We start from the raw sequence: 20,909 nt of genomic DNA, 5'->3' as shown, positions 1-20,909 counted from the left end.
CTCAAGATTGTTGTATCAACACGTTGACCGGAAACTCCGCCAGCACGGCGCTCAACAGCAACTCCTTTGAAGAGCTGACCGCCGCACAGGCGAAAAGTCCCGTCGAGTTGGCAGGTGACAAGGCAAACGGCAATACCAGCCGGGTGTCGTCCCAGTTCTGTGCCGGGATCAACGGTGTAGCGGCACCTCCGAGCAGGCCGCTGGCCAGGCGCGGGGCGACGACGATGGCGTGCTCGCCTTCCCACAGGCGAGCAAAGGCAATGACCTTGTCAGCGTGCCGGCCCTGTACGGTCAGTGGCAGGTAGGCACCGCGGCGGAACAGCTCGGCGTGGGCCTGGCGGCAGTCCAGCACCCGCGCGATCAAGGCCTGTTTGACGCGGCCGTCGCGCCAGTGCGCCAGCAGCTCGGCTGCCGGCGTGGCGTCGTCCAGCGTGCGACGCCTCGACGCGTAGTCCACGGCACGGCGGTTGTCCGGGTCGACCAGGCTGAAGTCCCAGTATTCGTTGCCCTGGTAGACGTCGGGCACACCGGGTGTGGTCATGCGCAACAGGGCCTGGACCAAGCCATTGAGTGCGCCGGGGCAGGCCAGCAGCTGCGCCGCGTCGGCCAGCGACTTGCGCAGTTGCTGGTTCTCGCTGTCCAGCAGCAGGCCGTCGAGGTAATGAGCACAGGCGCCTTCGTAGGCCTCGTTCGGTGCGCTCCAGCTACTGCGCAGCTTGGCCTCGCGCAGGGCCTTCTGCTGCCACTGGCGAACACGCTCGGCGTATTGGCGCAGGGCATTGTCGTCGTTCAGGTCGAGGTCCAAGGGCCAACTGCCGAGCAGGGTTTGTAGCAGCATCAACTCGTCGCCGGGGCTGGGTGCCAGCCCGTCGTCCAACTGCGCGCGCAGGGGGGCGGCCAGCTCACGCCAGTGCTCCACCCGGCTGGCCAGCCACGTGCCGCGCTCGCTGAGTACGGCCAGGCGTGCACGCGTGTCTTCGCCGCGCTTGTGGTCGTGGGTGGCGGTGGTCAGCAGGTTGTCGGGGAAATCGCGCAGGCGCCGCTGGGCCTCGTTGTGGAAATGCATGGGGGGTGCGCTGAAGCGCTCGGCCTCGAAACCCACGTCGTTACGCGACAGCAGCCGCGCGCTGCGGTAGAAGGCGGTGTCTTCCACGGCTTTGGCGGCGCTGGGGGCAGTGAGCTGCTGGAAGCGCACGCAGGCGTGGCGCAGTTGCTTGCGGGCGCGCCCGGGTGGCAGGTGCCGCCAGGCTTGCCCGCCCAGCCACCGTTCAAGTTGGTCCAGTAGCGGCCAGTCGGCTTCGGCAAGGTCTTGCCGGGCGTTGGTCAGGGCCTGCTGGAAGAACGCTTCGTCCTGCGCCGGGCGCCCGCAGGCATTGAAGTAGGTTCGGTAAACCGGGTAATGCGCCACCAACGCCTGCAAGGCCCGGCGAATCGCGCCCAGGGTCAGGTCACGGGTCATCAGGTCGTTGCGCGCCACCTGCAACAGTGCCTGGGCCACCGACTCGCAGTCACCGGCCAGGCTGGCGTTGAGCACCAGGTGACGGGCCTGGCGCACTTCTTCAGGGAAGTCCGGGCGCTCGCTGACGTTGCTCCACAGTTCGCTCAGCGGCACTTCGCCGGCCGGATCATGCTGCAGCAGTGATACCTGGTTCATGAACTCGTAGCCGGTGGTGCCGTCGGTAAGCCAGTCGCGGTGCAGGTGCTCGTCGGCACCCAGGATCTTTTCCACGTACAGGGGGAAGTGCTCCAGCCCTGCATTCAGCGGCCGCCGCGCCAGCAGGCCATCAACCCGCCGGCGCAGTTTGCGGCAGTAGCCACGCGGGTCGGCAAGGCCGTCGATATGGTCGATGCGCAGGCCGTCCACCAGGCCGCGCTCGATGAGTTCGAACAGCTTGGCATGGGTGGCTTCGAACACCACGGCGCGCTCCACGCGCAGGCCGCCCAGCTCGTTGATGTCGAAGAAACGCCGCCAGTTGATGTCGTCGGCGGCGGTGCGCCAGCTGGCCAGGCGGTAGGTCTGGCGCTCCAGCAGCAGGTGCAGGCGCTTGAAACCGGCCTCGCTGCGGCTGTCGAAGGCCACCAGGGCCGATTCGAGGTCGGCACCTTCGCGCACCAGGCGTGCCAGTTCGGCTTGGAGTGGCAGGCTCTCGGCCAGCGGGTTGGCCGAGTCGCCCAAAGCAGTAAAGCGTTCGGCCAGCACCTTGAGCGCAGGCTCTGGGCTGAGCGCGAGAATCCAGCCGTAATCGACCGGGCAGATCGGGAAACGATGCGCGTAATGGGCCACTTGCAGCAGCCCCTGCTGTTTGTCGAACTGCAGCGGTATCTCACCCTTCTTGAGCGCCACGCCGTAGTCGCTGCCGAGGAACGGCAACAGCAGTTGCCCGGCCAGCAGTGGGTCGCTGGAGTGCCACTGGATGTCGAAGAACGCTGCATACGGGCTGCGCCGTCCCCAGGCCAGCAGGCTTTGCCACCAAGGGTTGTCGGCACCGCCCACGGCCATGTGGTTGGACACCGTGTCGAGGATCAGCCCCATGCCATGCTGGCGCAGGGCGGCAACCAGGCGCTCCAGCGCAGCCTCGCCGCCCAGCTCCGGGTTGACGCAGGTAGGATCGACCACGTCGTAGCCATGGCGCGAGCCAGCGCGGGCCTTGAGGATGGGCGAGGCATACAGGTGGCTGATGCCCAGCTGGGCGAAATACGGCACCAGCGGTACAGCGTGATCGAGGGTGAAGTCGCTGTGAAATTGCAGGCGCAGGGTCGCGGTCAGTGGCTTCATCGGTCACGCTCCCACGCCTGTTCGCGGGCCTGGGCCAGCAGCTCCAGGCGCCGTGCGGCGTCCTCATCGTCGAGCAGTTCGCGTACTGGAAGGGCAAAGCGCCGCCGCCAGTTGGGATGGCCATTGGTGGTGCCCGGCAAGTTGGGTTGCTCGTCGCAGCCCAGCAGGTCTTCCAGCGGTACCAGCACCAGCGGCGCACGGGTATGGCCAACGAAGCGGATGGCCGCATCGATCAGCGCGTCGTTGTCCTTCAGTTCGCCGTAGTTGGCCTCCAGGATGCGGCGCAGGCCGTCGCGTTCTTTCTGACGCTCGTGTCGCCAGTGCAATTCGGCAGCAGCATCAATCAGTTGCAAGCGGTGTCTCCAGTCGATGTCGCGGTTTGCCAGCCAGCCGGCCAGTGGCGCCAGGTCGTGGGTGCCGGTTGTGGCCAGGGCATTGTCTGGCCAGTCGAGAATCGGCTTGAACTGGCCCGGCTGGGTCTGCTCGAACGGCAGCACGCGCATGCCCAGCACCGCCTTCTCGGCCAGCTTTTCACGCAGGCTGTCGGGCACGGTGCCCAGGTCTTCGCCGAGGATGATCGCCTGGTGACGCACCGACTCCAGCGCCAGCAGGCGTAACAGGTCGTCTAGCGGGTAATCGAGGTAGGCGCCTTCGCTGGGTTTGGCCCCCTGCGGGATCAGCCATAGCCGGCGCAGGCCCATCACATGGTCGATGCGCAGGCCGCCAGCGTGGGCGAGGTTGGCCCGCAGCATCTCGATGAAGGCGCGATAGCCATTGCGCTTGAGGCCCTCGGGCGAGAAGGCGCAAATGCCCCAGTCTTGCCCGAGGTGGTTGAGGATGTCGGGCGGCGCACCCACGCTCAGGCCGGCCAGCAGTTCGTCCTGGCGGCTCCAGGCCTGGCTGCCGGCACCGTCGGCGCCCACCGCCAGGTCGGCGATCAGGCCCACGGCCATGCCATTGCTGCGGGCCGCTTCGTGGGCACGTTGCAGGCCACGTTCGGTCAGCCACTGGCAGAACGCGTGGAACTCGACCTTGGCCGGGTAGGCATTGGCTAAAGCCTCCACTTCCGGGTGGTAGGGGTCATGCCAGGCTTTGGGCCAGTTGCGCCAGTCGGCACCGAGGCCGTGCTCCACCGCCTGGGCCTGCAGCACCTCGAAGCGGCAGTGGTGCTCCAGCGTCTGGCCGCCGGCTTCGCGGAAGCTGTCAAAATCAGTGCGTAGTGGGTGGTCGCCTTGGCTGAAGCCTTGATAAAGCGCTTCAAGCAAACGCAGCCGGGCGCTGGCGGCGCGTGGCCAGTCGACCAGAGGGCGCTGCTCCAGCTCTTCGAGTTGTTGCTCCAGCCCGCAGGCTTCGATGGCCATGCGCACCTCCCGTTCACCCAGCAGGGCTGCGGGGCTGGTGTACAGGGTGTTGAGCAGCAGGCGACTGGACGGTGAGTAGGGGCTGTAGTGTTCCTGGTCGATGGCCGACAGGGCGTGAATCGGGCTGATAGCCAAGGCATCGGCGCCGCGCTCGGCGGCCGAGCGGGCCAACTGCTCCAGCGCCAGGCAGTCGCCGAAGCCACCATCGCCGGGGCGGCGCAGGCTGTACAGCTGCACTGCCAGGCCCCAGTAGCGTGGTGGCGGCTGTTGCACCTTGTCTTCCAGGCTGTGGCAGCGTGTTGGCGCCACCGCCACGGTGAAGCGGCGGCTGTCGATTTCCACCTGGTGATAGCCGATGGGCAGTTCGCCGGGCAGGCGCGCCTGGTCATCGAGGCTGAGGGTGACCGAGGTGTGATCTTCCAGGGTGCAGTGGGCCACGCTGGCGGCACTGAAGTAGCGCGCCAGCGCCAGCGGCTGGCCTAGGTCGGCGGTCAGCAAAGGCGGCAGGTGTTCGCTGTCTTCGGCGGTTTCCACCGCACGCAGGCTGGCGGCAACGGCCGCGTCATCGCCGGCCGGGTGGCCAAGGCCTTCGAGGACGTTGCGCAGCACGTCGTCGCTGACACGCTGGGGCCTGGCATTGGCGTCAATCCAGTCGCGGTTCAGCCCGACGCTGGTTGCCAGACGGTGCAGGGCGGTTTCGCTCATGGGCGCTCCTGGGCAGGGGGAAGCAGGCTGACCACACAGCTGTAGGCAGCCAGGTGGGTATCCGGGTGGCGGGTGTCGCTGCTGTCGAACAGCCGTGTGGATGGCGCGGGCAGTTCGACCGCCTGCGGGGTGTCGGCCAGGTTCAGGTCGATGCGCAGTGTGTTGCCATTGCCCAGCCGCCAGCGCGCGGTCAGCGCTTTGTCTGCGTGCACCTCGGCGCCCAGCGCACGGCTGCCGGGCAAGTGCGGGATGACGTGGCGGCGGCGCAGGTCGAGCAGTTGCTGGTAAAGGCCGTGCCAGCCGGCGATCACCGCCTTGTTTTGCGGGCGTGAGGACGCGAACGTCTGTTCGGCGTTGGGGTCGGGAATGTGCTCACGCTGCGTGGGGTCGGCGAACGCGGTGAAGTGGGCGAACTCGCCACGACGGCCTTCGCGGACGGCGTCGGCCAACGCGTCATGGAAGTCGGTAAAAAACAGGAACGGCTGGCAGCTGCCGGCTTCGTCGCCCATGAACAGCAGCGGAATCATGGGGGCCAGCAGCAACAGGCCGGTGGCTGCACGCAAAGCTGGCGCGGGGCATAGGCGGGTCAGGCGCTCACCCAGCGCGCGGTTGCCGACCTGGTCGTGGTTCTGCAGGAACAGCACGAAGGCACTGGGCGGCAAATGCCCGCTGGGTTCGCCGCGTGGTTTGCCATGCCGGTTGGCCTGGCCCTGGAACACGAAACCTTCGCCAAGGCACCGGGCCAGTTGGTCGATGGGGCGATGCTGGTAGTCGGCGTAGTAACCTTCGGTTTCACCAGTCAGCAGCACGTGCAGGGCATTGTGGCCGTCGTCGTTCCACTGGGCATCGTAACCCTGTTCCAGCAGGCCTGCCTGGTTGTGCTCGTTCTCCAGCACCAGCCACACGTGCCGGCCCGGTTCTACGGCGGCGCGTACCCGTTGGGCCAGTTCGATCAGGAAATCGGGCTGGTCGATGGCATGCACGGCATCCAGGCGCAGGCCGTCGCAGCGGTAGTCGCACAGCCACATCAGGGCATTCTGGATAAAGTACTCGCGCACCTGCGGGCGGCGAAAGTCGATGGCCGCGCCCCAGGGTGTCTGCCGGTCTTCACGGAAGAAGGGGCTGGCGTACTGGTGCAGGTAATTACCGTCGGGGCCGAAATGGTTGTACACCACATCGACCAGCACCATCAGCCCGTGGCCGTGGGCCTGGTCGACCAGTGCGCACAGCTGCTCGGGGCTGCCGTAAGTGTTCTGTGGGGCGTAAGGCAGTACGCCGTCGTAGCCCCAATTGCGTTCGCCGGGGAACTGCCCCAGCGGCATCAGCTCGATCGCGCTGATGCCCAGTTCGGCCAGGCGCGGCAGTTGCTGGGCAACCCCGGCATAACCCCCGAGCAGGCCGACATGCACCTCCTGGATCACGGCCTCATGCCAAGGCCGGCCCTGCCATGGGTGTTGCCAGGCGTAACCGGCCACATCCACTACTTGGCTTGGCCCGTGTACGCCGTCGGGCTGGTAGCGCGAGGCCGGGTCGGCCACCTGCAGCTCACCGTCGATACGGTAGTGGTAACGGTCACCAGCCTTGCATGGCACCACGCCGCTGTACCAACCCTCATCATCCGGCAGCAGTTCGATGGCCGGCTGCTGCTCCAGTTCCACGCTCACGCTGCGCGCATCCGGCGCCCAGAGGGCGAAGCGCGCCGACGTGGCGTCCAGCAAGTGTGCGCCATGTCTGTGCATCTTCCGACCCCCGCTCAGTAATGGCTCAGTTGTGTCTGCTTGACCAGGTCCTCGTACAGGCGGGCATAGGGTTCAACCGCCTGGCACCAGTTGAACGGCTGGGTCATCGACAGGCAGCGCATGGCGTTCAGCAGGTCCTTCTTGCCGTATACATAGAAGGCGCGGCTGAGTGCCTCGCGGTAGCTCTCGACGGTGGACTCGTTGAACAGGAAGCCCGTTACGCCGCACTCGATGGTGTCGGCCAGGCCACCGGTATTGCGTGCTACCGGCAGCGAGCCGAAGCGTTGCGCGTACATCTGGCTGAGGCCGCACGGCTCATAGCGGGATGGCATCAGCAGGAAATCGCTGCCGGCGAACATGCGCCGGGCATCGGTTTCATTGAAGCCGATACGCACACCGATGCGGCCCGGGTGGCGCAGCGCCAGCTCGCGCATGGCCTGTTCCTCTTCCGGCTCGCCGCGGCCGATGATCGCGATCTGCCCGCCTTGCTCGACGATGTAGTCGGCCACGCCCAAGGTCAGGTCCAGGCCCTTTTGATAGACCAGCCGCGACACCACGGCGAATAGTGGGCCTTCGGAATCTTCCAGGCCGAACAGCTCGCGCACCTCCTGGGTGTTACGCGCTTTGGCCTCCCAGTCATTGATGCTGAAGTTGTGTTGCAGGTGCTTGTCGGTGGCCGAGTCCCAGCTTTCGTCGATGCCGTTGGGGATGCCACCGAGCAGGCCTTGCTGGGCCTTGCTGGCGAGGAAACCGTCCAGGCCGCAGCCGAATTCCGGGGTGGTGATTTCCCGGGCATAGGTGGCGCTGACTGTGGTGATGTGGCTGGAGTAGGCCAGGCCGGCCTTGAGGAACGACAGCTTGCCGTAGAACTCCATGCCTTCTTGCTGCATGGCATGTTCGGGTATCGCCAGCTCCGGGCTGCAACCGCGGCTGTACACACCTTGGTACGCCAGGTTGTGGATGGTGAACAGCGTGGGCGTATTCAGGCCGCGCCAGTGCATGTAGGCGGGGGCCAGGCCGGCGGGCCAGTCATGCGCGTGCACCACTTCCGGCGTCCAGTGGATCTTGCCTTCGCCGGCAGCGATTTCGGCGGCAGCCAGGCCCAGGCGGGCGAAGCGGATGTGGTTGTCGGGCCAGTCGCGGCCATTGTTGGCACCATAGGGTGTGCCGTCGCGCTGGTACAGTTCGGGGCAGATCAACACATAGATGACCAGGCCGTCGGCCATGTCCATGCGCCCGATCTTGCAGGGCGGCAGGGCCGCATGGCCGCCCAGTTCACCCACGATATGTATAGGGTTGTCGCTTTCCATCACCTGGCGGTAGCCGGGGATAAGTACCCGCACATCGTGCAGGTGCGCCAGGGCACGGGGCAGGGCAGCGGACACATCACCCAGGCCACCGGTTTTCACCAGATCAGCGATTTCCGAGGTCACGAACAGAATCTTGCGCATGTTCGGGTTTTGCTGGCGCTGGGCGCCGGGTGCCTTGCCTGTCGTGGCGAAATCCGGGGTGAGCGGCTCGCGGTTATCCGGTTTGAAAGCGTCTACGTGAGGCTCGACAGCGGCACTGATCATACTTCTCTCCGTCCCTATGCTTGGTCGGGTGCTGGCACCCGTGGCGATGTTTCGTGCTGGTTCTCTCTAGTTTGAATCTGCTTAGTGCGTTCCATGCCCCAGGGTCGTGCGCGCAGGCACTACGCGATCAGCATTCCGGCCGAAGGCGCTTGGACTGGTTGGGGTGTGTGGGCCGAGGATCGGGAATAGCCCGATGCGTCTGGCCTACTTATGTTCATGACCTGCCGGGTTTCCTGAAAGTTCGACTTTTTTGGGGTCACTCTTCCATTGAGCAAATGGCGGGCCGAAAACTGAGTGTAGGAGAGAAAGTGCTAAAAAGGTGACCCACTGGTCACTATTGTTATGTGCGCAATAGACGCAAACGTTGGCGTTTGTGACGGGTTGCGAAAAGGGGGGGGCGAGTGTGGGGCAGAGGGGTTTCGAGCTGCGCCAAATTGTGGCTCGTTACGCGCAATGCACCGTTTGGGTGCGTAGGCGTAAGCGTGGCTTTAGGCTGCGAAGAGGTGGGTATGGGCGCAGGATTCTGCTTCAGTGCTGGCCCTTTTTGGGCACAAGGCCGCTTCGGTTGCCCGATAGGGTTCAAAGACGGTGACTGGCTTCAGGATCGGGTGGGAGCTATGCAGCTCCCACAGGCGGCATGGGAATCGATCAGAGGCTGACCGCTTTATCGTCAGTGCGCTGTTGCGCCAACAGCAGGTTCAGTTGGGCAACCTGCTGACGCAGCTGGTCACGTTCGTCCTTCAGTTTACGCAGCTCATCACGGCGCACGGAGACATAGAGGGTCTGGGGTGGGGTTGCTGGCATCAATGTACCCATGAGCACACCTCGCGGTTTTGGCTGGTGACAAGTCAAAGCGTAGACGCTTCACGCGGGGCGCATTCTGAATTCTTTCACCGGGCTTGGGAACTTTTTTGTTTATTGTGGTCTTGCCGTTCGTCGCTGAACCCTCGGGCGGCATGCTGGACTAATCTGAAAAGCTGGACTGTCGTCATCCATTTCGAAAAGGGAGCATTGGCTCATGCAACTGGGAATCATCGGGCTGGGCCGTATGGGCGGCAATATCGCAAGGCGCCTGATGCGCGCCGGTCACCGCACCGTGGTGCACGACCGCAACCGTGAAGCCATCACCGGCCTGGAGGGCGAAGGCGCCCAGGGCGCGCATGACCTCGGTGCACTGGTGCAAAAGCTGAAAGCGCCGCGCGCGGTCTGGGTGATGCTGCCGGCTGGCGACGCCACCGAGCAGACTATCGCCCAGCTGGCCGAATTGCTGGAACCGGGCGATGCGATCATCGACGGTGGCAACACCTTCTACAAGGACGACATGCGCCGCGCCGCCGAACTGGCCAAGCGCGGCCTGCATTATCTGGACGTCGGGACTTCCGGCGGCGTGTGGGGCCTGGACCGCGGCTACTGCATGATGATCGGCGGCGAAAAGGACGTGTTCGAGCGCCTCGAGCCGCTGTTCAAGGCGCTGGCGCCGGGCGTGGGCGACATCCCGCGTACCCATGGCCGCAGCGGCGAGCACCAGCGTGCGGAGCACGGCTATATCCATGCCGGCCCACCGGGCGCCGGGCACTACGTGAAAATGGTGCATAACGGTATCGAGTACGGCCTGATGCAGGCCTATGCCGAAGGCTTCGACCTGCTGCGCAGCAAAGGCGGCAGCGAGCTGCCCGAAGACCAGCGCTTCGACCTGAACGTGGCCGAAATTGCCGAAGTGTGGCGACGCGGCAGCGTGGTGACCTCGTGGCTGCTCGACCTCACCGCTGATGCACTGGTGGCCGACCCTCAGCTGTCGCAATTCAGTGGCTCGGTGTCCGACAGTGGCGAAGGCCGCTGGACCATCGACGCCGCCGTCGAGCAGGCGGTGCCGGTGCCGGTGTTGTCCAGCGCACTGTTCGCGCGCTTCCGTTCGCGCCAGCAACAGGGCACCTACGGTGACAAGATCCTCTCGGCCATGCGCCTGGGCTTCGGTGGCCACGTCGAGAAGAAAGGCGAATGACTAAACAGACCCTTGCGGCCGCCCCTCCTTGTACCCTGTTCCTGTTCGGCGCCAATGGCGACCTGGTCAAGCGCCTGCTGATGCCCGCGCTGTACAACCTCAGCCGCGACGGTTTGCTGGACCGTAACCTGCGCATCGTCGGCGTCGACCATAACCCGGCCAGCGCCGAGGATTTCGCCGCGCGCCTGCACGCGTTCATGGTCGAGCGTGACAAAGGAAGCGAGGGCAGCGCCAAGTGCCTGGACGAGAAGCTATGGGCCCGCCTGGCCAAGCGCCTGGACTATCAGACGGGCGACTTTCTCGATCCGGCCACCTACCAGGCCCTGGCCAGGCGCATCGACAAGACCCGCCACGGCAATGCCATTTTCTATCTGGCCACGTCGCCGCGCTTCTTCCCCGAGGTGGCGCAGCGCCTGGGGCAGGCCGGCCTGCTGGACGAGTCTGCCGGCGGCTTTCGCCGGGTGGTGGTTGAAAAACCGTTCGGCACCGACCTAGCCAGCGCCGAGGCGCTCAACGCCTGCCTGCTGAAGGTGATGGGCGAGCGGCAGATCTACCGCATCGACCATTACCTGGGCAAAGAGACGGTGCAGAATATTCTGGTCAGCCGCTTTTCCAACGGCCTGTTCGAATCGTTCTGGAACAACCACTACATCGACCACGTGCAGATCACCGCAGCGGAAACCGTCGGTGTCGAGACCCGGGGTGCGTTCTATGACAGCACCGGCGCCCTGCGCGACATGGTGCCCAACCACCTGTTCCAGTTGCTGGCGATGGTGGCCATGGAGCCGCCGGCCGCGTTCGGCGCCGATGCGGTGCGCGGTGAAAAGGCCAAGGTGGTCGGTGCTATTCGCCCATGGTCGGCAAAAATGGCCCTGAAGAACTCCGTGCGAGGCCAGTACAGCGCTGGCAAGCAGGGGCGCAAGCCGTTGCCAGGCTACCGGCAGGAGGCCAACGTCGCGCCGGATAGCCAGACCGAGACCTACGTGGCGCTGAAGGTGATGATCGACAACTGGCGCTGGGCCGGCGTGCCATTTTACCTGCGCACCGGCAAGCGCATGAGCGTGCGTGACACCGAGATTGCCATCTGCTTCAAGCCCGCACCGTATGCGCAGTTTCGTGAGTCGGAACTGGAACGGCCCAAGCCCAACTACTTGAAAATCCAGATCCAGCCCAATGAAGGCATGTGGTTCGACCTGCAAGCCAAACGGCCCGGGCCAGAGCTGGTGATGGAGAATGTCGAGTTGGGTTTTGCCTACAAGGACTTCTTCAAGATGACCCCGGCCACTGGCTACGAGACGCTGATCTATGACTGCCTGACCGGTGACCAGACCCTGTTCCAGCGGGCTGACAACATCGAAAACGGCTGGCGAGCGGTGCAGCCGTTTCTCGATGCCTGGGCCCAGGGCGGCGAAGTGCATGAGTACTCGGCTGGCGAAGATGGGCCTGAGGCCGGCAATGAATTGCTGACCCGCGACAAGCGGGAGTGGCACCGGTTGGGGTGAGAGGTTTGCAAGCCTGTGCCGGCCCTTTCGCGGGCAAGCCCGCGCCTGCAGGGCATTCCATTCCCTCAGGCACCTGCGAAGCGGGCAGCACAGGCAACCACACAAAGGAGACTCAATGCCTGCCCACATCGAAGACTACGCCCTGCTGGGCAACTGCCGCAGTGCGGCGCTGGTCAGTCGCGATGGCGCGCTGGACTGGCTGTGCCTGCCACGCTTCGACGCCCCCGCCGTGTTCGCGGCCCTGCTGGGCAACGAAGAAAATGGCCGCTGGCGCCTGGCCCCTTGCGAACCGGTAACGCACAGCAGCCGCCAATACCTGGGCGACACCCTGGTGCTGGAAACCACCTGGGTCACCGCCAGCGGTCGTGCCCGGGTGCTCGACTTCATGCCCTTGGGCGAAGTCAATTCGGTGGTGCGCATCGTCGAAGGCTTGTCTGGCGAAACCCATTTCGAAATGGACCTGGTCATGCGCTTCGACTACGGCCGCAGCGTGCCCTGGGTGGAACGGCTCGACCCACTGACCCTCAGTGCCGTCGCCGGCCCTGACCGTTTGATCCTGTGCAGCACCGTGCCCCCGCAAGCCCGCGACCATCATACCGGCTGCCGCTTTCGCGTCAGCACGGGCCAGCGCCAGGTCTTCAGCCTGCGTCACCAGCCCTCGCACTTGTCGGTGCAGCCTGACTGCAACATCGACCACGCCCTGGCAAACACCTGTGAGCAATGGCAGGCCTTCGCCGACCGCTGCCCGCAGGTAGGGCCATATACCGCCCTGGTGCGTCGTTCGCTGCTCACCCTCAAGGCCATGACCTACGCCCCCACCGGCGGTATTGTCGCTGCCGTCACCACTTCGTTGCCTGAGCGTGTGGGGGGCGAGCGCAATTGGGACTACCGCTTCTGTTGGCTGCGCGACGCGACCATGACCCTGCTGGCCTTCATGAACCTTGGCTACTTCGACGAGGCCCAGGCCTGGCGCGAGTGGCTGCTGCGCTCGGTGGCCGGCAACCCCGAGCAGATGCAGATCATGTATGGCCTGGCTGGCGAGCGTGACCTGCAGGAGTACACCTTGCCGTGGTTGGCCGGTTATGAACATTCACAGCCGGTGCGGGTGGGCAACGCCGCCTCGGCGCAGACACAACTGGACATCTATGGCGAACTGGCCGATGCGATGACTCAGGCGATCAGGGGCGGGTTGCCCCGTCACCCGCGCGGCGCCGCCATTTCGCGCCTGATATTGCCTTATGTCGAACGCATCTGGCGCGAGCCGGACGAGGGCATCTGGGAAGTGCGTGGCGGCCGGCAGCAGTTCGTGCACTCCAAGGTGATGGCCTGGGTCGCCTTCGACCGCGCCGCAGGGCTGGCCGACACCACAGAAGAAGGCCGCGAGCGCGGGCAGCATTATCGCCAGGTGGCGGACGAAATTCACCGCGACGTGTGCGAGCACGGCCTGGACCCCAGCGGCCGGTTCTTCGTCCAGGCCTATGGTTCGACCGAAATGGACGCCAGCCTGTTGCAGATCGCCCTGACCGGCTTCCTGCCGGCGGATGACCCACGCTTCATGCGCACCCTGGAACAGATCGAACAGCGTCTGATGAAGAACGGCCTGTTGCTGCGCTATGACAGTGACAGCTGCAGCGACGGCCTGACGCCGGGAGAGGGCACCTTCCTGGTGTGTTCGTTCTGGCTGGCTGACGTTTATGTATTGCTGGGGCGCCAGGGCAAAGCCGAAGCGCTGTACCAACACCTGACCGGCCTGTGCAACGACCTCGGCCTGCTGGCCGAACAGTACGACTCGGCCGGCCAGCGCATGCTCGGCAACTTCCCCCAGGCCTTCAGCCAGATAGGCATCATCAACACCGCGCTGAATCTGCACCGCGCACAGTGCCCGGCGCGCGACCGGGCGCGTTGTGGGTAGCGAATGAGTAGGGCGACTGCCTTGACCGGAGTAGACTAGGCCAAACCCTTTCGGCACGGAGCATACATGGGCATTCGCGGTACTGACCGGCAGATCGACAACATCGAGTTCAATGTCAGCGACATCTCACGGAGCAAGGCCTTCTATGGCAGTGTGTTTGGCTGGGCGTTCACCGACTACGGGCCGACTTACACCGAGTTCAGCGATGGCCGGTTGACGGGGGGCTTCACCACGGGTGAGCCGGTGCGCCCGGGCGGGCCGCTGGTCATCCTGTACGCTGACGACCTGGAGGCCACGCAGCAGCGGATCGAAGCTGCCGGGGCGAAAATCAGCCGGGCGACCTTTGCCTTCCCCGGCGGGCGGCGCTTTCATTTCATCGACCCGGACGGTTATGAGCTGGCGGTGTGGACGGCCCAAGCCTGATGGCCAATCACAAGATCGAAATCCGCCGACGCAATATCGAAAAAATCCTGCAAGCGGCGGAAAAGGTGTTTGCCGAGAAGGGCTATGGCGCCACCTCCATGGGTGATATCGCCGAGCAGGCTGAGCTGCCACGCTCCAACCTGCATTATTACTTCAGCACCAAGGACGAGCTGTTCCGCGCGGTGCTGCAGGACCTGCTGGATGTGTGGAAGCAGGACGCCCTGTGCTTCGAGAACTTCGACGACCCGCGTGTGGTGCTGACCAGCTACATCCGGGCAAAGATGGGCCATTCGCGCTCGCGGCCGCTGGGCTCGAAAATCTGGGCCGAAGAGATGCTGCACGGGGCGCCGGTGCTGGGGGTGAACCTCGACGAAAGCCTGGTGCCCTGGGCGAAGATGAAAGAAGCCAAGATCCGCTGCTGGGTGGAAGAGGGGCGTATTCTGCCGGTAGAGCCTTCGGCGTTGCTGTACATGATCTGGGCGTCTACCCAGCACTATGCTGACTTTGGTTACCAGGTGCAGTTGCTCAACGGCGGCGAGGTGCTGTCTGACATGGCCTTCGAGAATGCGGTGCAGACGGTGACCAGCGTGATCTTGCGGGGAATAGGGCTGGCGCCGTGATCCGGCATTCCAGGTGGACGTGGTCTTTTTGTGGTAGCGGCCTTGTGTCGCGATCGGGCCGCGAAGCGGCCCCTCGATGTCTGTATCGCTGCAAAGACTGCTGGGGCCGCTGTGCGGCCCAGTCGCGACACAAGGCCGCTCCCACAGGGGCCGCGTCAGCTGTTCAGGCGGTGACCCGCTTCAACTGGCCTCGCGGTAGGGGTTACGCGGATCCTGCGTCCAGTTCAGGTATGGCTTGCCGGTGTCCTGTGCCTCCATTTCGATGCAGTTTTCCACCGGGCAGGTGATCTGGCACAGGTTGCAGCCTACGCACTCCTCTTCGATCACACTGTAGGCATGCGTGCCGTCAGCCTTCAGCGTGCTGGCAATCGCCTGGTGCGAGGTGTCCTCGCACGCAATGTGGCAGCGCCCGCAGCCAATGCACGCCTCCTGGTCAATGTGCGCGACCGACTTGTAGTTGATGTCCAGGTATTTCCAGTCGGTGGTATGCCCCACCGCCTGCCCGCGGAACGCTTCGATAGTGGAATGCCCATGCTGGTCCATCCAGCGTGCCAGGCCGTCCTGCATGTCCTCGACGATACGGAAGCCATGCAGCATCGCTGCCGTGCACACCTGCACGGCGCCACTGCCCAGGGCCATGAATTCGGCGGCGTCACGCCAGTTGCCGATGCCGCCAATGCCACAAATCGGCAAGCCCCGCGTTTCCGGGTCGCGGGCGATTTCCGCCACCATGTTCAAGGCAATCGGCTTCACTGCCGAACCGCAGTAACCGCCATGGGTGCTCTGGTCTCCGACAATCGGGTGGGCCACCATGCGGTCCAGGTCGACGCTGGTGATGGAGTTGATGGTGTTGATCAACGACACCGCATCGGCCCCGCCCCGGTGCGCGGCGCGGGCCGACTGGCGGATATCGGTGATGTTTGGCGTAAGCTTCACGATCACCGGCAGCGCGCAGTACGTCTTGCACCAGCGGGTGACCATTTCCACATATTCCGGCACCTGGCCGACGGCCGCCCCCATGCCGCGCTCCGGCATTCCGTGCGGGCAACCGAAGTTCAGCTCGATGCCATCAGCCCCGGTGGCTTCCACCAGCGGCAGGATGAACTTCCACGATTCCTCTATGCACGGCACCATCAGCGACACAATCAGTGCGCGGTCGGGCCAGTCCTTCTTTACCTGGGTAATTTCACGCAGGTTGATGTCCAGTGAGCGGTCGGTGATCAACTCGATATTGTTGATCCCCTGTACCTGACGGTTGGGGCCATAGTGCGCCGAGTAGCGCGACGACACGTTGACCGCCGCAGGGTCTTCGCCCAGGGTCTTCCAGACCACGCCGCCCCAGCCGGCCTCGAAGGCGCGGACCACGTTGTAGGCCTTGTCGGTTGGCGGTGCGGAGGCCAGCCAGAAGGGGTTGGGTGCCTTGATGCCGGCAAATACGATAGACAAGTCGGCCATTTACGCTGCCTCCACGTTGAGCATGAGTTGGGCATGGATGGCTTCGGCGGCCAGCTTGCCGTGTTGCACGGCCTGCACGGTAAGGTCCTGCCCCAGTGCGGTGCAGTCGCCGCCTGCGTACACGCCCGGCAGGCTGGTCTGCAGGTTTTCGTCCACGCGGATGCGCTCACCCTCGCGGGCCAGTTGCGCAGCCACCGGGTCGCCGAGGCTGGCATCGTCAAAGCGTTGGCCAATGGCCTTGAAGATGGCGTCCGCAGCCAGCTCGAAGGTTTCGCCGGTATCGCGCAGGCGGCCTTCCGCCAGCTCGGTGCGGGCAAAACGCATGCCGCGGACCCTGCCGGCGTCGTCCAGCAGCACGGCATCAGGGCGGGCCCAGGTGTGCAGGCGTACCTGGTTGGCCTTGGCAATGTCCTGCTCGTGGCCGGTAGCGCCCATGTCGGCGTGGCCACGGCGGTACACCAGGTTGACGTCGCGGGCCCCCAGACGGCTCATCTGCACAGCCATGTCGATGGCCGTGTTGCCAGCACCGATCACCAGGCAGCGGTCGGCCAACGGGAGCTGGCTCAGGTCATCGGCCTGGCGTAGCTCGCGGATGTATTCGGTGGCGGCGACCACTCCGGGTGCTTCCTCGTCGGGCAGCCCTAGCTGGCGCACGGCATTCAGGCCGAGGCCCAGGAACACCGCGTCGTACTGATCGCGCAGTTCGCCCAGGCTAAGGTTGCCACCCAGGCGCTGGCCATGGCGGACTTCGATACCGCCAATCCCCAACAAGAAATCCACTTCACGCTGGGCATAGTCGTCTACCAGCTTGTAGCGGGCGATGCCGTACTCGTTGAGGCCACCGGCCTTGTCGCAGGCCTCGAACACCACCACGTCATGGCCGTGCATGGCCAGGCGGTGGGCGCAGGACAGCCCTGCCGGGCCGGCGCCGACCACGGCGATACGCTTGCCGGTGGTTGCCGAGCGCTTGAATGGGTGTGCGCTGAACTGGGCGTTGTCCAAGGCGTAACGCTGCAACTGGCCGATCAGCACCGGCGCGCATTCCTGGGCATTGTTGCGCACGCAGGCTTGCTGACAGAGGATTTCGGTGGGGCACACGCGGGCGCAACTACCGCCCAGAATGTTGGCCGAAAGAATGCGCTCGGCGGCGCCTTGCAGGTTTTCGTCACTGATGCGGTGTATGAACGAGGGGATGTCGATCTCGCTGGGGCAAGCGTTGACGCAGGGGGCGTCGTAGCAGTACAGGCAGCGTGCACTTTCCAGGGCGGCCTGGCGCGCGGTGAGGGGTGGGGCCAGGTCGCTGAAGCGCTCGGCCAACTGGTCGGCGCCGGCCCGTGGGCGCGGCAAGTGGTTCAGGGCGTTGGTCACGGTTGTAGCCTCTCTATTTTTTTTGGTGCAGGCGACAGGTATTGCGGTCGATTCTGGGGCCGCTCCCACAGGCGATCGCGGTCCTTGTGGGAGCAACTGTCTTGCTCAATTTCTAAAAGCTGGCGCGATCCCTGTGGGAGCGGCCTTGCGTCGCGATGGGCTGCACAGCAGCCCAGTGGCTTCAGCGCTGAACAGGCATCGGCCGCTGATGCTCGGCCCGGCGCCCCAGCACCTCATACACCGCCGGGTACGCCGGCCGTTCCACATAGCGCCCCGCGCCCGGCTCGGCGCGCAGGTCGCCATCGGCCCAGAGCACCTTGCCCTGGCTGATGGTGTGGCTTGGGATGCCGCGCACGGTGCGGCCTTCAAAAATGTTGAAGTCCACCTGCTGGTGGTGGGTTTTGGCGGAGATGGTGCGGGTGCCCTGCGGGTCCCACAGCACCAGGTCGGCATCGGCACCCACGCGGATAGCGCCCTTGCGCGGGAACAGGTTGAAGATTTTCGCCGTGTTGGTAGAGGTCAGCGCGACGAATTCGTGCATCGACAAACGCCCGCTGTTGACCCCGGCATCCCACAGTACCGCCATGCGGTCTTCGATGCCGGCGGTGCCGTTGGGGATGCGGCTGAAGTCGTCGCGGCCCATGGCTTTCTGCTCGGCGCAGAAGCAGCAGTGGTCGGTGGCAGTGGTGTGCAGGTTGCCTGACTGCAAGCCGCGCCACAGCGCCTCCTGGTGCTCGCGTGGGCGGAACGGCGGGCTCATCACATAACCGGCGGCGGTGGCCCAGTCCGGGTCACGGTAGACACTGTCGTCCAGCAGCAGGTGGCCGGGCAGCACCTCGCCATACACCGGCTGGCCCTTGCCCCGGGCATAGGCGATTTCATCCAGTGCCTCGCGGCTGGAAATGTGCACCAGGTACAACGGCGTGCCGAGGGTTTCGGCAATGCGGATGGCGCGGCTGGCCGCTTCGCCTTCCACCTGCGAGGGGCGCGACAGCGGGTGGGCTTCCGGCCCGGTCATGCCCTGGGCGAGCAGTTTTTTCTGCAGGTGGTACACCAGCTCGCCGTTTTCGGCATGCACGGTGGGCACCGCGCCCAGTTGCAGGCAACGCTCGAAGCTGGCCACCAGGGTATCGTCGGCGGCCATGATCGCATTTTTGTAGGCCATGAAATGCTTGAAGCTGTTCACCCCGTGCTTGGCCACCAGCTCGCCCATCTCTTCGGCCACCTGCTCGCTCCACCAGGTGATGGCGACGTGGAAGCCATAGTCGCTGGCGCTTTTCTGCGCCCAGCCACGCCAGGTGTGGAAGGCCTCCAGCAACGACTGCTGCGGGTTGGGAATGACGAAGTCGATGATCGAGGTGGTGCCGCCAGCCAGGCCCGCAGCGGTGCCGCTGAAGAAGTCCTCGCTGGCCACAGTGCCCATGAACGGCAACTGCATGTGGGTGTGCGGGTCGATGCCGCCGGGCATCAGGTACTGGCCGCTGCCGTCGAGGATCTCGCAGTCGGTGGGCGGTTCGAGGTTTTGCCCGATGGCACGGATCAGGCCATCGGCACACAGGACATCGGCGGGATAACGCTCTTCGTGGGTAACCACGGTGGCGCCACGGATCAACAGGGACATGCCGTTTTCCTCGCAGGCTGACCGGTCTTGGCCGGTTCTTTGCATTGTCATGGATGCCAGGGCGGGCAGGGCGGTCAATCCTGTCAGACCTGACAAGATTCGAGGCTAGATGCTGATTCTGGATTCAGCAAGAAAATTTTCCCATTAAATCTGTGGTTTTTAAGTTACTGATATTTAAAGGAAAAAATTAACGCGCGAATGGGCGATGGGGTTTTCAGGGTGTTTGACTAACTTGACAAGATGAAAATCTGGTCGAGATTTCTAAGCACAATTCCGCGTGCGAACTCCGGTCATCGAATCAGCCTGATGAGCGAAAAATAGAAGAAAAACTGGAGAAGGGCCTATGCAACAGAGCAGATCGGAAGTGGTCGAGCAAGATGGCCTGTTCGAGCTGTCCGAGGGCAGCGATGTCCTCGACAGCCCGCGCTACAACCCCGACATAGCACCGACCAAGGTGCACCAGCGCACCTGGAACAAATGGCACATCACCGCCCTGTGGGTGGGGATGTCCATCTGCGTACCCACCTACACCCTCGGCGGTGTCCTTACCGCCTACTTCGGCCTCAGTGTTGGCGAAGCGCTGCTGGCGATCCTGCTGGCCAACGTTATCGTGCTGATACCGCTTACCCTCAATGCCTTTCCCGGTACCAAGTACGGCATCCCGTTTCCGGTGCTGCTGCGTTCGTCGTTCGGCATTCTCGGCTCCAACGTACCGTGCCTGATCCGCGCGGTGGTGGCCTGTGGTTGGTTCGGTATCCAGACCATGTTCGGCGGGCTGGCCATTCACCTGTTCCTGGGTTCGGTCTTCGACGGCTGGAAGGCGCTGGGCGGGACAGGCGAGGTGATTGGCTTCATGATCTTCTGGTGCCTGAACCTGTGGGTGGTGCTGCGCGGCGCCGAGTCGATCAAGTGGCTGGAAACGCTGTCGGCACCGCTGCTGGTGGCGGTGGGCGTCGGTCTGCTGTTCTGGGCCTTGCCGCACATGTCGATGACCGAACTGTTGGCACAGCCGCCCAAGCGCCCAGAAGGGGCGAGCGTGGTCAGTTACTTCTGCGCCGGGCTTACGGCCATGGTCGGCTTCTGGGCCACACTGTCGCTGAACATTCCCGACTTCAGCCGCTACGCCCGCAGCCAGAAGGACCAGATTCTCGGGCAGATCTTCGGCCTGCCGCTGACCATGTTCCTGTTTGCTGCGCTGGGTGTGGTGCTGACCGCCGCTTCGGCGTCGCTGGTGGGCGAGACGGTGTCCGACCCGGTCACCCTGATCGGCAAAATTCAAAGCCCGTTCTGGGTGGCCCTGGCCATGGCGCTGATCGTGATTGCCACGCTGTCGACCAACACCGCGGCGAACATTGTGTCGCCCACCAATGACTTCCAGAACATTGCCCCACGCCTGATCGGCCGAAGCCGCGCGGTATGGCTGACCGGCTTTATCGGCCTGGCGTTGATGGGGCATGAACTGCTGAAGAAACTGGGCCTGATTGTCTCCGACCTTAGCCTGGAGAGCGTGTATTCCAACTGGCTGCTGGGCTATTCCAGCTTGTTGGGGCCCATTGCCGGCATCATGGTGGTGGACTACTTCCTGATCCGGCGGCAGAAGCTGGACCTGGCCGGGCTATACCGCGATGACGTGTATCCCGCGTGGAACTGGGCCGGTTTTGCCGCTTTCGCCTTGCCAGTAGGGCTGACGGTAATGGCGATTGGCAACAGCAGTTTCAGCTGGTTCTACGACTATGGCTGGTTCACCGGCTCGTTGCTGGGCGGTGCACTGTACGCCGCGCTTGGCGGTTTGGCGGCACGCAACCCGGTGCGGTTGGTCAAACCCTTGCCTTGAGGCCTCGAAGAGGCCCG

General features: G+C 64.5%; 14 protein-coding genes. 6 read left to right on the top strand and 8 right to left on the bottom strand.

The annotated features are described in order from the left end of the window. Window position 1: 1 nt before the first annotated feature. The 5 genes from AC3WLP_RS02075 to AC3WLP_RS02055 all read right to left on the bottom strand — a co-directional run bounded on the left by AC3WLP_RS02075 (window position 2) and on the right by AC3WLP_RS02055 (window position 8,971). Window positions 2–2,776: a malto-oligosyltrehalose synthase gene (locus tag AC3WLP_RS02075; protein WP_088512497.1), complete on the bottom strand. Its 2,775-nt coding sequence runs from the start codon at window positions 2,774–2,776 to the stop codon at window positions 2–4. Then, the gene (gene malQ, locus AC3WLP_RS02070; protein ID WP_088512496.1) at window positions 2,773–4,842 is read right to left on the bottom strand and encodes a 4-alpha-glucanotransferase; all 2,070 of its coding nucleotides are present in this window, start codon (window positions 4,840–4,842) and stop codon (window positions 2,773–2,775) included. The genes AC3WLP_RS02075 and malQ overlap by 4 nt, the downstream gene beginning before the upstream one ends. Then, window positions 4,839–6,581 carry a malto-oligosyltrehalose trehalohydrolase gene (treZ, locus tag AC3WLP_RS02065; protein ID WP_088512495.1) on the bottom strand — a complete coding sequence of 581 codons (1,743 nt, stop codon included), beginning with the start codon at window positions 6,579–6,581 and terminating at the stop codon, window positions 4,839–4,841. The genes malQ and treZ overlap by 4 nt, the downstream gene beginning before the upstream one ends. 14 nt (window positions 6,582–6,595) lie before the next feature. Beyond that, window positions 6,596–8,155, bottom strand: a complete 1,560-nt coding sequence (gene glgA, locus AC3WLP_RS02060) for a glycogen synthase GlgA (protein WP_088512494.1) — start codon at window positions 8,153–8,155, stop codon at window positions 6,596–6,598. Window positions 8,156–8,803: 648 nt separating this feature from the next. Beyond that, window positions 8,804–8,971 (bottom strand): DUF6026 family protein, encoded by a 168-nt coding sequence (locus AC3WLP_RS02055; protein ID WP_014755950.1) that lies wholly within the window; start codon window positions 8,969–8,971, stop codon window positions 8,804–8,806. Window positions 8,972–9,149: 178 nt separating this feature from the next. Between AC3WLP_RS02055 and gnd the strand changes: the two genes are divergently transcribed. The 5 genes from gnd to AC3WLP_RS02030 all read left to right on the top strand — a co-directional run bounded on the left by gnd (window position 9,150) and on the right by AC3WLP_RS02030 (window position 14,614). After that, the gene (gene gnd, locus AC3WLP_RS02050) at window positions 9,150–10,157 is read left to right on the top strand and encodes a phosphogluconate dehydrogenase (NAD(+)-dependent, decarboxylating) (RefSeq protein WP_305887920.1); all 1,008 of its coding nucleotides are present in this window, start codon (window positions 9,150–9,152) and stop codon (window positions 10,155–10,157) included. Next, a complete protein-coding gene (zwf, locus tag AC3WLP_RS02045; RefSeq protein ID WP_012051802.1) occupies window positions 10,154–11,659 on the top strand; it encodes a glucose-6-phosphate dehydrogenase in 1,506 nt (501 codons plus the stop codon). Before gnd ends, zwf begins: the two co-directional genes overlap by 4 nt. Before the next feature lie 115 nt (window positions 11,660–11,774). Next, complete coding sequence (locus AC3WLP_RS02040) at window positions 11,775–13,571, top strand: glycoside hydrolase family 15 protein (RefSeq protein ID WP_088512492.1); 1,797 nt, start codon at window positions 11,775–11,777, stop codon at window positions 13,569–13,571. A gap of 66 nt (window positions 13,572–13,637) precedes the next feature. After that, complete coding sequence (locus AC3WLP_RS02035; RefSeq protein WP_003251273.1) at window positions 13,638–13,994, top strand: VOC family protein; 357 nt, start codon at window positions 13,638–13,640, stop codon at window positions 13,992–13,994. Then, the gene (locus AC3WLP_RS02030; RefSeq protein WP_026031824.1) at window positions 13,994–14,614 is read left to right on the top strand and encodes a TetR/AcrR family transcriptional regulator; all 621 of its coding nucleotides are present in this window, start codon (window positions 13,994–13,996) and stop codon (window positions 14,612–14,614) included. The genes AC3WLP_RS02035 and AC3WLP_RS02030 overlap by 1 nt, the downstream gene beginning before the upstream one ends. A 180-nt stretch (window positions 14,615–14,794) precedes the next feature. On the opposite strand, the gene preA is transcribed toward AC3WLP_RS02030, so the two are convergent. The 3 genes from preA to hydA form a co-directional block, all read right to left on the bottom strand. Next, entirely contained in the window at window positions 14,795–16,069 is a 1,275-nt protein-coding gene (gene preA / locus AC3WLP_RS02025; RefSeq protein WP_088512490.1) for an NAD-dependent dihydropyrimidine dehydrogenase subunit PreA, read from the bottom strand. Beyond that, window positions 16,070–17,437, bottom strand: a complete 1,368-nt coding sequence (locus AC3WLP_RS02020; protein ID WP_014755954.1) for an NAD(P)-dependent oxidoreductase — start codon at window positions 17,435–17,437, stop codon at window positions 16,070–16,072. Window positions 17,438–17,618: 181 nt separating this feature from the next. Continuing rightward, on the bottom strand, window positions 17,619–19,058 hold the full coding sequence (gene hydA, locus AC3WLP_RS02015) for a dihydropyrimidinase (protein WP_017148215.1): 1,440 nt from the start codon (window positions 19,056–19,058) through the stop codon (window positions 17,619–17,621). Window positions 19,059–19,401: 343 nt separating this feature from the next. Here hydA and AC3WLP_RS02010 point away from each other — a divergent pair, with 343 nt between their 5' ends. Then, window positions 19,402–20,892 (top strand): NCS1 family nucleobase:cation symporter-1, encoded by a 1,491-nt coding sequence (locus AC3WLP_RS02010; RefSeq protein WP_047604814.1) that lies wholly within the window; start codon window positions 19,402–19,404, stop codon window positions 20,890–20,892. Window positions 20,893–20,909 lie beyond the last annotated feature (17 nt).

The sequence above is a fragment of the Pseudomonas sp. FW305-E2 genome, assembly GCF_058782925.1.
This window is presented reverse-complemented; position numbering and strand designations above follow the sequence as displayed.

Bases quoted from the DNA above. Each gene is read 5' to 3' on its own strand.
- AC3WLP_RS02030 (WP_026031824.1), top strand. From the start codon at position 13,994: ATGGCCAATCACAAGATCGAAATCCGCCGACGCAATATCGAAAAAATC.
- AC3WLP_RS02055 (WP_014755950.1), bottom strand. From the start codon at position 8,971: ATGGGTACATTGATGCCAGCAACCCCACCCCAGACCCTCTATGTCTCC.
- zwf (WP_012051802.1), top strand. From the start codon at position 10,154: ATGACTAAACAGACCCTTGCGGCCGCCCCTCCTTGTACCCTGTTCCTG.
- hydA (WP_017148215.1), bottom strand. From the start codon at position 19,058: ATGTCCCTGTTGATCCGTGGCGCCACCGTGGTTACCCACGAAGAGCGT.
- AC3WLP_RS02035 (WP_003251273.1), top strand. From the start codon at position 13,638: ATGGGCATTCGCGGTACTGACCGGCAGATCGACAACATCGAGTTCAAT.
- AC3WLP_RS02040 (WP_088512492.1), top strand. From the start codon at position 11,775: ATGCCTGCCCACATCGAAGACTACGCCCTGCTGGGCAACTGCCGCAGT.
- malQ (WP_088512496.1), bottom strand. From the start codon at position 4,842: ATGAGCGAAACCGCCCTGCACCGTCTGGCAACCAGCGTCGGGCTGAAC.
- preA (WP_088512490.1), bottom strand. From the start codon at position 16,069: ATGGCCGACTTGTCTATCGTATTTGCCGGCATCAAGGCACCCAACCCC.
- glgA (WP_088512494.1), bottom strand. From the start codon at position 8,155: ATGATCAGTGCCGCTGTCGAGCCTCACGTAGACGCTTTCAAACCGGAT.
- AC3WLP_RS02075 (WP_088512497.1), bottom strand. From the start codon at position 2,776: ATGAAGCCACTGACCGCGACCCTGCGCCTGCAATTTCACAGCGACTTC.
- treZ (WP_088512495.1), bottom strand. From the start codon at position 6,581: ATGCACAGACATGGCGCACACTTGCTGGACGCCACGTCGGCGCGCTTC.
- AC3WLP_RS02010 (WP_047604814.1), top strand. From the start codon at position 19,402: ATGCAACAGAGCAGATCGGAAGTGGTCGAGCAAGATGGCCTGTTCGAG.